19 protein-coding genes and 1 other annotated feature are annotated in these 14,182 nt (G+C 32.7%); of the genes, 1 reads left to right on the forward strand and 18 read right to left on the reverse strand.

The features are described from left to right. Positions 1 to 18: 18 nt before the first annotated feature. From tgt to BJS11_RS00660, 13 genes are all read right to left on the reverse strand, one after another. Positions 19 to 1,158, reverse strand: a complete 1,140-nt coding sequence (gene tgt, locus BJS11_RS00605) for a tRNA guanosine(34) transglycosylase Tgt (protein WP_069996284.1) — start codon at positions 1,156 to 1,158, stop codon at positions 19 to 21. Between the two features lie 19 nt (positions 1,159 to 1,177). After that, a complete protein-coding gene (gene queA / locus BJS11_RS00610; RefSeq protein ID WP_069996285.1) occupies positions 1,178 to 2,203 on the reverse strand; it encodes a tRNA preQ1(34) S-adenosylmethionine ribosyltransferase-isomerase QueA in 1,026 nt (341 codons plus the stop codon). A gap of 2 nt (positions 2,204 to 2,205) precedes the next feature. Next, complete coding sequence (ruvB, locus tag BJS11_RS00615; protein WP_069996286.1) at positions 2,206 to 3,210, reverse strand: Holliday junction branch migration DNA helicase RuvB; 1,005 nt, start codon at positions 3,208 to 3,210, stop codon at positions 2,206 to 2,208. 35 nt (positions 3,211 to 3,245) lie between these two features. After that, entirely contained in the window at positions 3,246 to 3,848 is a 603-nt protein-coding gene (gene ruvA, locus BJS11_RS00620) for a Holliday junction branch migration protein RuvA (RefSeq protein WP_069996287.1), read from the reverse strand. Between the two features lie 12 nt (positions 3,849 to 3,860). Next, entirely contained in the window at positions 3,861 to 4,316 is a 456-nt protein-coding gene (locus BJS11_RS00625; RefSeq protein ID WP_069996288.1) for an ACT domain-containing protein, read from the reverse strand. A gap of 11 nt (positions 4,317 to 4,327) precedes the next feature. Then, on the reverse strand, positions 4,328 to 5,623 hold the full coding sequence (gene obgE / locus BJS11_RS00630; RefSeq protein ID WP_069996289.1) for a GTPase ObgE: 1,296 nt from the start codon (positions 5,621 to 5,623) through the stop codon (positions 4,328 to 4,330). A 136-nt stretch (positions 5,624 to 5,759) separates the two neighbouring features. Then, entirely contained in the window at positions 5,760 to 6,044 is a 285-nt protein-coding gene (rpmA, locus tag BJS11_RS00635; protein WP_069996290.1) for a 50S ribosomal protein L27, read from the reverse strand. 12 nt (positions 6,045 to 6,056) lie between these two features. After that, positions 6,057 to 6,377: a ribosomal-processing cysteine protease Prp gene (locus tag BJS11_RS00640; RefSeq protein WP_069996291.1), complete on the reverse strand. Its 321-nt coding sequence runs from the start codon at positions 6,375 to 6,377 to the stop codon at positions 6,057 to 6,059. 2 nt (positions 6,378 to 6,379) lie between these two features. After that, positions 6,380 to 6,688, reverse strand: coding sequence for a 50S ribosomal protein L21 (gene rplU, locus BJS11_RS00645; protein ID WP_011302944.1), 309 nt, complete (start codon positions 6,686 to 6,688; stop codon positions 6,380 to 6,382). A 12-nt stretch (positions 6,689 to 6,700) separates the two neighbouring features. After that, positions 6,701 to 6,774 (reverse strand) — a sequence feature (ribosomal protein L21 leader region). A 29-nt stretch (positions 6,775 to 6,803) separates the two neighbouring features. After that, the gene (mreD, locus tag BJS11_RS00650) at positions 6,804 to 7,328 is read right to left on the reverse strand and encodes a rod shape-determining protein MreD (RefSeq protein WP_069996292.1); all 525 of its coding nucleotides are present in this window, start codon (positions 7,326 to 7,328) and stop codon (positions 6,804 to 6,806) included. Continuing rightward, a complete protein-coding gene (mreC, locus tag BJS11_RS00655; protein ID WP_069996293.1) occupies positions 7,325 to 8,167 on the reverse strand; it encodes a rod shape-determining protein MreC in 843 nt (280 codons plus the stop codon). Before mreC ends, mreD begins: the two co-directional genes overlap by 4 nt. 390 nt (positions 8,168 to 8,557) lie before the next feature. Then, on the reverse strand, positions 8,558 to 8,713 hold the full coding sequence (locus BJS11_RS13485; RefSeq protein WP_142351596.1) for a hypothetical protein: 156 nt from the start codon (positions 8,711 to 8,713) through the stop codon (positions 8,558 to 8,560). A 71-nt stretch (positions 8,714 to 8,784) separates the two neighbouring features. Continuing rightward, positions 8,785 to 9,243 (reverse strand): DUF4930 family protein, encoded by a 459-nt coding sequence (locus tag BJS11_RS00660; protein WP_069996294.1) that lies wholly within the window; start codon positions 9,241 to 9,243, stop codon positions 8,785 to 8,787. 145 nt (positions 9,244 to 9,388) lie between these two features. Here BJS11_RS00660 and BJS11_RS13760 point away from each other — a divergent pair, with 145 nt between their 5' ends. Further along, positions 9,389 to 9,568 carry a hypothetical protein gene (locus tag BJS11_RS13760; protein WP_081333131.1) on the forward strand — a complete coding sequence of 60 codons (180 nt, stop codon included), beginning with the start codon at positions 9,389 to 9,391 and terminating at the stop codon, positions 9,566 to 9,568. A 112-nt stretch (positions 9,569 to 9,680) separates the two neighbouring features. Here the strand turns inward: BJS11_RS13760 and BJS11_RS00665 are convergent, their stop codons facing one another. From BJS11_RS00665 to BJS11_RS00685, 5 genes are all read right to left on the reverse strand, one after another. Beyond that, positions 9,681 to 9,962 (reverse strand): hypothetical protein, encoded by a 282-nt coding sequence (locus BJS11_RS00665; RefSeq protein ID WP_069996295.1) that lies wholly within the window; start codon positions 9,960 to 9,962, stop codon positions 9,681 to 9,683. Positions 9,963 to 10,037: 75 nt separating this feature from the next. Next, positions 10,038 to 10,736, reverse strand: coding sequence for a RadC family protein (gene radC, locus BJS11_RS00670; protein WP_069996296.1), 699 nt, complete (start codon positions 10,734 to 10,736; stop codon positions 10,038 to 10,040). Further along, positions 10,733 to 11,458: a prepilin peptidase gene (locus BJS11_RS00675; protein ID WP_069996310.1), complete on the reverse strand. Its 726-nt coding sequence runs from the start codon at positions 11,456 to 11,458 to the stop codon at positions 10,733 to 10,735. Before BJS11_RS00675 ends, radC begins: the two co-directional genes overlap by 4 nt. Positions 11,459 to 11,927: 469 nt before the next feature. After that, positions 11,928 to 12,746, reverse strand: a complete 819-nt coding sequence (locus BJS11_RS00680) for a squalene/phytoene synthase family protein (RefSeq protein ID WP_069996311.1) — start codon at positions 12,744 to 12,746, stop codon at positions 11,928 to 11,930. Between the two features lie 167 nt (positions 12,747 to 12,913). Further along, positions 12,914 to 14,179, reverse strand: coding sequence for a bifunctional folylpolyglutamate synthase/dihydrofolate synthase (locus tag BJS11_RS00685; RefSeq protein ID WP_069996297.1), 1,266 nt, complete (start codon positions 14,177 to 14,179; stop codon positions 12,914 to 12,916). Between the last annotated feature and the right edge of the window lie 3 nt (positions 14,180 to 14,182).

Raw genomic sequence — 14,182 nt, forward strand, 5'->3', positions numbered from 1 at the left:
TATTTTATTGCTCCCTTTTTAAAAGTTTTTTGGGTTATCAACATTAAGCCCATACTGTTCGAAGAATTCTTCTTTAAAGTCTAAAAGACGATCTTCGCGAATTGCTTGACGGATGTTTTCCATTAATTTCAGCAAGAAATGTAAATTATGATAAGTAGTAAGACGTATTCCAAAAGTTTCTTCAGCTTTTATTAAATGTCTTATGTATGCCCTACTATAATTTTTACATGTATAACAATCACAATTTTCATCAAGTGGCCCTAAATCATCCGCATATTTTGCGTTTTTAATAATTAAACGACCATTTGAAGTCATACATGTACCATTACGTGCAATACGTGTCGGTAGTACACAGTCAAACATATCCATGCCTCTTATGCTACACTCAATTAATGCATCTGGTGATCCAACCCCCATTAAATATCGAGGTTTATCTTTCGGCATAAATTGTTCAGTGTGATGTACCATATCGTACATAATTGGCTTAGGTTCACCCACAGACAATCCACCAATCGCATATCCAGGAAAATCTAAAGCAACTAATTCTTCAGCGCTTTGTTGTCTAAGATCTTTATATTCTCCACCTTGAATAATACCAAACAAGGCTTGATCTTCTGGTCTCTCATGTGCTTTTAAGCAACGCTCAGCCCATCTTGTCGTTCTTTCGATAGAATCTTTCACATATTTATATTCAGCAGGCATAGGCGGACATTCATCGAATGCCATCATGATATCTGAACCTAAATCATTTTGTATTTGCATTGATTTCTCAGGGCTTAAAAATAATTTAGAACCATTTGTATGATGACGAAACTCTACGCCTTCCTCGGTAATTTTTCTTAAATTACTCAAACTAAATACTTGGAAACCACCAGAATCTGTCAGTATAGGACCATTCCAGTTCATAAACTGATGTAATCCCCCACTCTTTTTGATGATATCATTTCCAGGTTGTAACCACAAATGATATGTGTTACCAAGTATAATTTTAGCTTCCATTTGATGTAATTCTTCTGGACTCATTGTCTTTACCGTTGCTTTTGTACCTACAGGCATAAACATTGGCGTTTCAAATGAACCGTGTGGTGTATGTACTATACCTAACCTTGCACCAGATTGTTTACATGTTTTAATATGTTCATAAGTTACTGCTGGCATATTAATGCTCCTTTCTTCCCTAAATAATAAGCATTGCATCCCCAAAACTAAAGAATCTATATTTTGACGATACTGCCTGATTGTAAGCATTTAAAATAAAGTCTCTAGAGCTAAATGCTGAAACAAGCATGACAAGTGTTGACTTGGGTAAATGGAAATTTGTAATTAGCCCATCAATTGCTTTAAATGTAAAGCCTGGGAAGATAAAGATATCTGTCCAACCACTCTGAGCGACAAATTGTTCATTTGTTTGCATAATTGTTTCTAATGTTCTTGTTGAAGTTGTTCCCACAGAAATAATACGATGTCCATTCGCTTTCGTCTGATTCAATAGCTCAGCCGTCGCTTCATTCATTTGATAATATTCACTATGCATTTCATGATCATCGATATTGTCCACACTTACCGGTCTAAATGTCCCGAGTCCCACATGTAATGTAATAAATGCAATATTTACACCTTTAGCTTTTATTTCATCCAACAATGCATCAGTAAAATGTAAGCCAGCTGTCGGTGCAGCAGCAGAACCTGTTGCTTTGGCATAAACTGTTTGATAGCGATCTGGATCATCTAATCGTTCTTTGATGTATGGTGGTAAAGGCATTTCACCAAGTTCATCTAATCGTTCTTGTAAAATACCATCATAGTGTAGACGCATAATACGTCCACCTTGATCCAGTTCTTTTACACACTCTGCAACAATTTTACCTTCACCAAAAGTCAATTTATTACCAACCTTAATTCTTTTAGCTGGTTTCAATAATACTTCCCAATCATTTTCTTCAATATGAGTAAGCATTAACATTTCAACCTTTGCACCAGTTTCTGTTTTCAATCCAAATAGACGAGCAGGCATTACCCTAGTATCATTTAATACCAAAGTATCTCCTGCTTCAAAGTAATCAATAATATTTTTAAAATGTTTATGTTCAATTTCTCCAGATTGTCTGCCTAAAATTAATAATTTACTTTCGTCTCTGTTTTTCAAAGGTGTTTGTGCAATTAACGATTCCGGCAAATGGTAATCAAACGCTTCGATATCCAAACTTATTCCCTCTTTTCATTCTTCTTGCTAAAATGTTCAAATGCATATGGCGTTGCCTTTCTTCCTCTAGGCGTACGTTCGATAAAACCTTTTTGAATTAAGAAAGGTTCATAGACATCTTCAATTGTCACACGTTCTTCTCCAATAGAAACTGCGATTGTATCCAAACCTACTGGACCACCTTTGTATTGTTCTAGAATACAATTCATCATTTTATGATCTATGTAATCCAGTCCTTCTTCATCTACCTGTAATAATTGTAATGAAGCCTTGGTTGTCGCAATACTTATGATTTCATCATCATTCACTTGTTGGAAATCACGGACACGTTTTAACAATCTATTGGCAACCCTAGGTGTTCCACGGCTACGTTTTGCTAATTCTATTGCACTATCGTCATCAATTGATGTACCTAACACCTCAGCAGTACGCACGATAATTTCCTTTAATTCAGGTTCTTTATAATATTCTAATCTCAAATGTACGCCAAAACGATCTCTCAATGGCGCAGTTAAACTTCCTGCACGCGTAGTTGCACCAATTAAAGTAAATGGCGGCAAATCTATACGAATACTTCTCGCTTCTTCACCTTTACCAATCACAATATCTAAAAAGAAATCTTCCATAGCTGGATACAACACTTCTTCTACAACACTACTCAATCTATGGATTTCATCAATGAATAATACATCACCAGGTTGTAGACTTGAGAGTATGGCAGCTAAATCACCAGGACGTTCAATAGATGGACCTGAAATAGTACGAATATTAACATCCATTTCATTTGCGATAATATTAGATAATGTCGTTTTACCTAAACCAGGGGGACCAAATAATAAGACGTGATCCAAAGGTTCTTGTCTTATTTTGGCAGCTTTTATAAAAACTTCTAAATTCGACTTTATCGTTGATTGTCCAATATATTGACGCAATTTTGTTGGTCTCAAAGATAATTCAAATGTAGATTCATCATCATGCAATGCTTGATCGACCATTCTATCATTCATTGTGTTATCCCCCTTTCATACAATATGATTCATGTTTAAGATATTAATAGTTGCAAGCCTTTTTTAACTGCCTCATCTACAGACTCAAACGTTGATTTAGATAACGTTTTTTCTACTTTTGTTAATTCGCGTTTCGAATAACCTAATGCTTCTAATGCAAGTAACGCTTCTTTAATAATTGGTAAGGTATCCTTTGTATTATCATCTATATTTAACAACTGACTACTATCCACGTCGTTAATTTGTACCTTACCTTTAAGGTCCAATACGATTTGTCGTGCTGTTTTCTTACCAATTCCTGGGAATTTTGTTAGATACGCATCGTTTTCATTTTCAATCGCAATTTTCACTTCGTTTGGCGAACTACTTGCCAAGATCGCTAAAGCTGATTTCGGACCAATACCTGTCACTTTAATAAGACTCAAAAACATATCTTTTTCTTCTTGATTTATAAAACCATAAAGTAATTGCGCATCTTCTCTTACAATAAGTGAAGTATGTATAACTACTTCTTGATCCATAAATTTTTGAAAACGATATGAATTTGGAGTTTGTATTTCAAAACCAACACCAGAAGCTTCAACTACAACGTGTGTTGGGTTTAATACGGTTAATGTGCCTTTAATATATGCGTACACAATTCCACATCCTTATATCGTCATACTAATTAATTCTACTTTAGATACATGTTCAACGACTCTTAATGCCTCTGTAACATCGTCAATTTCTAAATCTGTACTCGTTGCATCCAATGATAGTGTTATTGTTGCTCGCCCTTCCATTGGAACACTTTGATGGATTGTTAACACAGATAAACTTAATTTAGATAAAGTATTAAGCACTTCAGCTAACATACCTACAATATCATTTACATAAAGAATCAATGTAAATTCTCTTGTAGATTCAATTTTCTCATCTATTGGAAAAATAGTATCTCTATATTTATAAAAAGCACTTCTCGATAAATCGAATTGCTTCACTGCTTCAAATATGGACAATGATGGATCATTTTTCAAGACTTCTTTAATCTTTAAAGTTTTCACAACTGATTCTGGTAATACATCTTCGCGAATTAAGTAAAACTTTTTATAATCTTTTTTGTCCACTTTAAGCACCCCTATTCAACAAACTCAAATTCTCCACCAAGTATTCTTACGATATCGCCATTTTCACATCCACGCGCTCTTAACGCATCATCAATACCCATTGAGCGCATTTGACGTGCAAAGCGGCGAACTGCAGGATCACTATTGAAATCAGTCATCTTGAACATTCTTTCAATGGCTTTACCACTAACAACGTAAGCTGCGTCATCATCTCTTGTAATTGTGAATTTATCTTGACTCGGTGTGTGTTTATAGATAACTCTATTCACACCTAAATCTTCTTCATCATCTTTACTAAAGTCTACATCTTTTACTTCTTCTAATTTATCTGCAATTGAATATAATAATTCATCAATATGATCATGCATAAATGTAGAAAGTGGAATAACTTGAATAGAAGAATCATTTAAAGCTTCTTTAAAGGCTTTTAAATTCTCTTCAGCATTAGGCATATCCATCTTATTTGCAACTACAATTTGTGGTCGTTCTTCTAAACGGTGTTCATAAGCACTTAATTCTTCATTGATAACCTTATAATCCTCAAATGGGTCTCTACCTTCAGAACCAGACATATCAATCATATGTACAATAACTTTTGTACGCTCAACATGTTTTAAAAATTGGTGTCCTAAACCTACACCTTCTGAAGCTCCTTCAATAAGGCCAGGTAAATCTGCCATAACAAAACTTCTTTGATCTTTTGTAGATACAACACCTAAATTAGGTTTAATTGTCGTAAAATGATAAGCTCCTATTTTAGGCTTGGCTTTAGATACAATAGATAGAAGTGTTGACTTTCCTACACTTGGGAATCCAACTAAACCGACATCAGCAAGTAGCTTTAATTCAAGTGTGACATCGATTTCTTCTCCTGGTTCACCATTTTCACTAAAATCAGGCGCTGGATTTCTTGGTGAAGCAAAACGAGAGTTACCACGTCCGCCACGGCCACCTTTCGCTACAATAGCACGTTGACCATTTTCTACTAAATCCGCTAATACTTCTTCTGTTTCTACACTTTTAATTATCGTGCCTGGTGGTACTTTCAAAATCAAATGTTCAGCATTCTTTCCATGCATATTGCTGCTTTGACCACCATCACCTCTTTTAGCTTTGAAATGTGTTTGATATCTAAAGTCTAATAAAGTTCTTAAGCCCTCATCAACTTCAAATATGATGGACGCACCATCGCCGCCATCGCCACCAGCTGGTCCACCGAACGGGACATACTTCTCTCTGCGATATGCTGTAATTCCATTTCCGCCATCACCTGCTTTAAGTGATATTTTAACTTGATCGACAAACATGATTTCACCTCTTTTTCTTAAAGTTTAAAATTTATATTTATATCTTATTTATTATAGCATTATCTAGTTAGTTAGAAAATAAAGACAAAAAATAAACACCAGAAGTTATAACTTCTGGTGTTAACGTTAACAAAAATTACTCAGCTGCTGCATATACAGAAACTTGTTTTTTGTCGCGACCTTTGCGTTCGAATTTTACAACGCCGTCGATTTTAGCGAATAATGTATCGTCGCCACCACGACCTACATTTTCACCAGGATAAATTTTAGTACCGCGTTGACGGAATAAAATAGAACCACCTGTTACGAATTGACCATCGGCACGTTTAGCTCCTAAACGTTTTGATTCAGAGTCACGTCCGTTTTTTGTAGAACCAAGTCCTTTTTTAGATGAGAAGAATTGTAAGTTTAATTTTAACATTATGATTGCACCTCACTTATAATTTAGTCGGATATTGTCTTTATATTCTTCTTCAATTGTTTGCAATGATACTAACATTGCTTGAAGAATTAATTGCGCTTTTTCATTTGTAATGTCTACACTTCTAACGTGGAAATGTCCACCGTCTTCATTGTAATCAATGTCGGGCTTCTCACTTGTTAATCCCATTATAGCATTAACACTTCCGAAAAGAACTGCGGATGCACCTGCACAAACTATATCATGTCCATATTCGCCATGTTCAGCATGGCCATCCATGATAACATCAGTTACTTGACCGGCATCGTTCAATGTAACATCAACATTAATCATAATTATGCGTTGATTTTGTCGATAGTTAATTTAGTATAAGGTTGACGATGACCTTTTTTACGTTTAGAGTCTTTACGACGTTTGTATGTGAATACAGTGATTTTTTTACCGCGACCTTGTTTTTGTACAGTAGCAGTAACTGAAGCACCTTCAACTGTTGGCGCACCAACTTTAACTGCGTCTCCACCTACAAATAATACTTTGTCAAATGTGAATGAGTCACCTTCGTTAACATCTAATTTCTCAACAAAGATTTCTTGACCTTCTTCAACTTTAACTTGTTTTCCACCTGTTTCAATAATAGCAAACATACTTTGCACCTCCTATAATTTAAGTCACGCCAAATTCAGGTGACATACATGTACTTTAACCTGAATCCGTGCGGTTGTATGTAGCTAAAAACTACTCAACTACTGCATTTTAGCATTACGCTTTCTTACTGTCAATCTTGAATTGAATTTTTCTAAAAAATTTACTGATAATTGGATACAATATAGTTAATAAAATCAAATTCAAAATAAATGTAGGCACTACGCGGAATAGTACAAAGTCAATAAAATTAAATTCTATGAGCCCAAGTGTTCCATAAATAATTGCCACATAAATTTCTAAAAACACTGTACTTAGTAATACGATAATAAACAACATTGTATGATCTCTGTAAAATGTTTTGAAGAAAAAGTCCATTATAACTACAAATAATATATAACCGAATAGGTATAATCCATAAAAACTACCAAAATATAAGTCAGTGGCTATACCTAATACAATTGCTAAAATTAGGGCAACACCAAAGTTACGATACACACTTATCAACAACAGATACATAAATGTTAGGTGTGGCACAAAAATGATTGTTTTATCACCAATGTGCATTGGAATAACGAGCCCAATTGCGGTATCAATATAGAACAATACCACACCAATCAAAAAATAATAAAGTGCCCTCATTCACTCGCCCCACTTTCATTATCAGGGATAGTTTTAGGGTCTCTTTTAGCAACATACACATGTTTTAAATCAGCTAAGTTTGCTGCCGTTTTCACTCTAACTTCCTTAGATAAGCCATATTCGTCATTTTCTACTTTAGAAACTTCACCTATGTATATACTACTTGGAAGTTGATCTGCTAAACCACTTGTGACAACTTTGTCGCCTTTCTTAATACTATCTTTATTATTAATATCTGTGATCACAAGTTCTTCATTTTTGGCATCGTAGTGATCTATTAAACCGAAGACATTTTTTCCATCATGTTGAATATTAACTGATAATCGATTTGAACGTGTATTTGTTGATATTAAATCAACTTGAGATGAAAATTGATTTACTTTTGAAATACGACCAACTAATCCTTCAGATGTCATTACAGCCATGTTATTCTTAATACCATCTTTTGAGCCTTGGTTAATTACTAAAGTATTCATCCATTGATCTGGATTTCTAGCTAACACAGTACTAGAAATTGGTTCAAATTTAGAAATATCTTTGATATCTAATTCCTTTTTATATTTTTTATTTTCAGCTTCAAGTCTTTCATTTTCAGCTTCTAATTGTTTAACTTTTGATGACTCCTTAGAATCTTCATTTGAAAAAAGATTATTTACTGACCCTGATACAAATTGGACAGGATAACTTATCGCTTTCTGACCGAATGCAACTGAATCTCCAACGTATTGTTCCACAGGTGACTGTGATTGCGGACGCAGAGATACACCAATTAAGGCAATAAACACAATGATTGCACATAAAATAACAATCAATTTGTTGTTTTTAAAAAACTTTGACAACCTAAACACCTCTATTACCCGACTATTTTATGTTCTTTATATTATTCTATATTACAAGTAGTTCGAAATAAAGTATCAACCTCAAACCACTTAAATAAAATATTCAATCATTGTTCCAAAACGTAAATTAATTTAAATAAAAGAGCACGATATATCGTATTATATCAATTTTTATCTAGAATAGTGTATTAATTTGGTTTATTTTCACCTAATCTTTATAAAGGTGAATTTGAGATTTTGTTAATTTGAGAAAAGAAGATTAATTCGCCTTTCACAGAAATAAATGAAAATTTTAGGCTAATACATTTGTTTTGAAGTTAAATTAATAAAACAAAAAGCCCAGACAACATACTTGTCTTGGACTTAAAAATTTTACATTTGTTAAATATTCTATTTTTCTTCTTTTTCAGATGACTCAGCATTTGCTGATTTATCCGCTTCTTTTTCGTCTTCTTTATATAATGTTTCTTCTTTACGCCAACGTGCAAATAGATTTTGTGCTTTCGCTTGTTCATCTACTTTCTTATCATTAGACTGTTCACTCAAATTAGACACCAACCTTTAACGTTTTTCCTACTTTTTAAGGCTAACGTATTTCGATAAATTTTTCAAACCTCTTACTCATAACTGGAAGGTGGTTGAAGTTTAATATGTTCACCTAATTGATTAAGATCTTGTTCCATTTCAATCTCAGTTTTATAAACACGTATTGAATCTGAACCAAATTTATAAATAATGAACTCGTCACCACGCTGCCCCGCTAGGTAATTATCACTATATCCCATTCGACCAATGCCTGATACTGACATAAATTCCTTTTTGTCTATCCAGTCAAAAACATTTTTAGTTTGGCTCAAAGGTACATTATTCAAAATATCATTATCTTCTACTGAATAACGTTGACCACCGGTTAATTGTTTACTAGAATGTGAATGCTCTACGGAAGGTTCATTATTGTGTACAGGATTCCACTCTTGATCCTTTAAAAAAGGGGCATATTTCAATGCAAAAAATACAATAATTACTATTGCGATAATAGCGATAATATTTTTTATAATACTAAAAATAAAGCGCATGAACCAACCTCCTATTAATTCTTCTAAATTATATAATTCCATGGATTGAAAAACATCAGTCTATAGAAGTATCTAAAACTTAACCATAGACTGATGCGTTTGCTTGATATACATAGTACAATATGGATAAAGGGAGTGACTTAGAATGAGTATTATATCCATAATCTTGCTTGCCCTCTTAGTTATTTTATTATTTAGAGTAGGCTTATCAATTTTAAGATTTTTAATATATGTAGGTATAATCATATTATGTATTTATCTTGGTTATCAAGGTATCCTTTGGATAATGGAGAATTACAATAATTATTTTAATTTCATACATTAATTTACAACGCTTAATAACAATAGGTTATTAGGCGTTTTTATTTATCTTTTTTATCCGAGAGTCTGTCAGGATAACAAAAATAAGTATATTTAATTTATCTACTAAATAAACGTTATTTTTTAGCACTGCCTGATAGTACTTGATATACATAATAACAAGCACTAAGTAATAACCCCCATATTATAGCGACCATAAATGCACTTAATATATATGCCCAAACACCGCTCTTCGATTGATCAAATATAAGCATTATAATTGTTGTTATTACTACACCTATTATTGAGAGCAGAATTGTAAACGTAACTTGCTTCATACTAATCTCTTGTTTCTTTTTTATCAGTTGCATTAAATAAACTACTGGAATTAATAAACCAATTAATAATATAGTTCCCAAAGTGAAAATCCTCCTTATCTGACAACATGATTATACATGATTGTCTAAATATCAGGAAGAAAAAACAAGAATTATTTATATATGTATCGGTGGGGAGTTATCAAAATAACCTTCTTCCACCATACTCAAATATGTATGATCTCCGATAATAATATGATCTAATACTTCTATTCCTAACACATTTCCACAAATTCTCAAACGGTCAGTTGTTTTGATATCTTCTTCAGAGGGTGTGGTATCGCCTGATGGATGGTTATGAAGTACAATAATAGCATTACTAGCACACTTCACTGCTTCGCTAAAAACTTCACGAGGATGAACAATTGAGCTATTAAGCGTACCAACGAATATCGTTTTTTGTTTGATAATTATATTTTTGGAATTCAGGAATAGTGCTATAAATTTTTCTTGGGTTAAGTGTTCCATTTTCCCCATCATAAAATCAGCAACATCTTTAGGACTTGTTACCTGAATCTTATCGTCAATACTACCCGAATGCATACGCTCACCTAATTCAAATGCTGCTTTTAAAATTAAAGATTTGTATATTCCTACTCCTTTTACTTTATTCAAGTCATTTAGCGATAAGTGTTTTAATTCTTTCAAATTGGTCACTGATTTTAATAATTCATTCGCAATATCTAAACTAGAATAACCCTTACTACCAGTATTTATAAGGATAGCTAATAATTCAGCATGAGAAAGATGTGAAGCGCCGTGACTTAATAATCGCTCTCTTGGCTTTTGATTATGCGCTAAATCATTTAATTTCAAATAAAATAACCCCCAGTATATTGATAAATAAAAAACGCAATATTATATGCGATAAAAATAAAAGGTATAAATGGCAATTTATATTTTAAATTTCGAGTAACGAACAGCGTGAATAAGGCAAAAACTCCACCAAGGAGAAAAGTTAATAAAAATGTTAATTTGAACAGATTAAACGGTAGGATTAAAGAAAGTAGAGATAGCAGTAAAATATCACCATAACCAATTGACTTTCGATTAATTAAAAATAATGTATGTAGGATGATTGTTACTATTATAAATGGAAATATGTTTAAATGTGTAATATAAATACTCGTGAATAAAAGTACAGCAAGCATATGAAGTGGAATAGTATACGTTGTAATATCAAATAACGCAAAAACAAGGAGAAATAGGTAAATCAATAAAAAAGTAGGATTTTCAAAATGGTTAAATGGTGGTATAAAATAAAAATAGAACGCTGGTAATATTGCTAAGATTTCACCTAGCACATAACAATAACTAAGCTTTTTCTTACAACATCGTGAAGTACCTTTTAACATAATAAAACTAAAAATCGGTATCATGTCATATAACTTAATATTTTGATGACAGTGATCACATGTTGAACGTAAGGTAAAATAATTAAAGTTAATTTTATTCACAAAACTAAATTGATATAAAAAACTGAATAAGACCGGACAAAATAATAGTTGTTGAATCAACGTTGCACCTCCTACGCACATTATATCACGCAGGTGTTTAGAGTTTAATAAAATTATCACTTATTACTTTTCAGTGAATATTTGACCCACTTAATAAATATCACTAGCTGTAAGTGGTTTAGTTTTTTAAGATTCAATTGCACTTTGTGAATTCATTTCATATACATACGGTATTGTGCTATATACCTTTTACCAGTGGAGATACAGTAAGTCAAAGATTCCAATCATATTGCCAAGAAAAATTTAAAACTGATAATGTCACGCTAAAACACAAATAAATATAATTAGTACAATCGTCTTTGAAATTCTATGGTCTTTACTTGATAACAGTTAACGTCTTCTAAATAACAAAAAACTTATTAAAAAAGCTAAAAAAGCCATTAAATATTTCGACTCCACTCCACTATTTTTATAATAATAAAACAAAATGCAGGCTAAGCATTTTATAGCTTCAGCCCGCATGATATTCGAAATAACAAATTAATTAACTTTAATCTTGTTGAATTTCTTCAACAGTTTCTTCAACTTCAGCACGTGATATTTTCTCTCGTCCATTTTTCATAGCTTTAAGTGATTTATGTGCAAGTGCTAAAGGTAAACGACAGAATAATAAAATTGTTTTCTTATTAATGTCTTTCATATATGCGTCTGCTTTCGCTAAATTATCCTCTGCATACACAAACAAGTCATCACGTGACCAACCATCTGGTACAAAGCTAACACCGCGTTCTTCTAAATCTTCCTGTTCATTACGTAAAATATTTACTGCTTGCAAGCCTCTTCCATATCCAATTGCTAATTCTCTATCTGTTTTCACATTAGCGCAGAAATCCCATAGTTGTGATAGCATCACACCTACAAGTCCGGCAACATAATATGTATAATCATCAAGATCTTCTTTAGTTTGAACATCCCAATTTGCTTTGGCCCATTTAGCCATTCCATATGCCATTTCACTTGAAGCATCCATTACAATTTTTCTTGTTTTTTCAGGACAAGCTTCAATCCATTCATTTAGACGAATCGTTACTTCTGGAAGTTGGTCTTTAAGAGGTGAAAGTATCTGCATATATTTTTCATTATCAAATGGTGCTTTAAACAATTCACTGATTTCCATGAGCATCTGATGTTTGCTATCATTATTTATTTCCTCATGATCTTCAATTTCATCTATCGCTCGTAATATAAGGTAAGCTGAAGCTACTGAATGCTTCAAGTCTTTTTCCAAAAAAGTGATTGGAATATAAAATGTTCGACTGGTTTCTTTCAAAACACGCATCGCATCTTTTGGGAATTTTTTCTCTGTCATGATATTCATATACCTCCCCTTTTTCTAAATATTATCATATAATTCTAAAATTAAATAGCAAATGACTATCCTTGTGCTTCATTCACTTTTAAAAATTCATTTTCTATTTAATACAATTTTATAGAATAGGCGAATGACTCAAATTTGAATCACTCGCCTATTTTAAATTAATTAAAATTAACTTTCGATTTAACTTCACTAATAAAGTATAAACTACCAGTAATAACTAAACCTTTACCAGTATATGTCTCAATAAATGACACATAATCATCAACAAGTGCTTTAGCGTCATATTTTACTTCATCTGAAATTTCTTCCTTCGATAAAGCTTTAGGAAAATCAAAATCAGTTATATAGAAAGTTGAGGCTAGCGTTTTAAGTTGATCAACCATAGCATTGATTGGTTTCCCTTTGATAGCAGAGAACAATACGTCCATTTCTTCAATATGATAGTAACGTTTCATTGTGTCAATTAAGGCTTCAATACTTTCAACATTATGTGCGCCGTCGATTATCATCAATGGAGATTCTTTAACTTGCTCAATTCTACCGGTCCAACTTACTGATTCAATACCATCAATCATTTTATTAAAGTCTAAATCAATAATGCCCGACTCATTCAACTCAATTAGCGCTGTAATTGCTAAAGCCGCATTTTCTTTTTGATGTTCACCAGCCATATTTAACAATAATGTTTCTAGCTCATAATCTTTATAGCGGTAGGTAAACTCATCATCTTCAGATATTACACTAATATCACGATCTAACTCTATACCTTCAGCTTGTTGTTGTTCAACAAAATCACGAATTATTTTGAGTGCTTCGTCATTTTTCACTGCATAAATTATAGGTGTATTTGGCTTAACTATCGCACCTTTATCTTTTGCAATGTCAACGTAAGTATCACCCAAGATATCTGTATGATCTAATCCAATACTCGTTAAAATCGACAAAATAGGTTTAAATACATTTGTTGAGTCATTTTTAATACCTAAGCCAGCTTCAATTACAACAAAATCAACTGGATGTATCTCTCCAAAGTATAAAAACATCATAGTCGTAATAATTTCAAATTCTGTAGCAGTGCCAAGCTCTGTTTCTGCTTCCATTGCTTCGCTTACCGGTCTAACTCTTTGTACTAATTCAACGATTTCATCATCACTTATTGGAATACCATTTAGACTAATGCGTTCATTAAAGGTTTCAATAAATGGTGAAGTGAAAGTACCCACTTCATATCCGTTATCAACAAGTGCTGATCTTAAATATGAAACAGTAGATCCTTTACCATTTGTGCCACCTACATGAATACCATTTATATTAAATTGAGGATTGTTTAAACGCGTTAACATCCATTCCATACGTTTAACACCTGGTTTAATGCCGAATTTAGTTCGTTCATGTATCCAATATAAGCTATCTAGGTAATTCATCTT

The organism is Staphylococcus caeli, assembly GCF_900097965.1.
In the GTDB taxonomy this organism is placed as follows: Bacteria; Bacillota; Bacilli; order Staphylococcales; family Staphylococcaceae; genus Staphylococcus; species Staphylococcus caeli.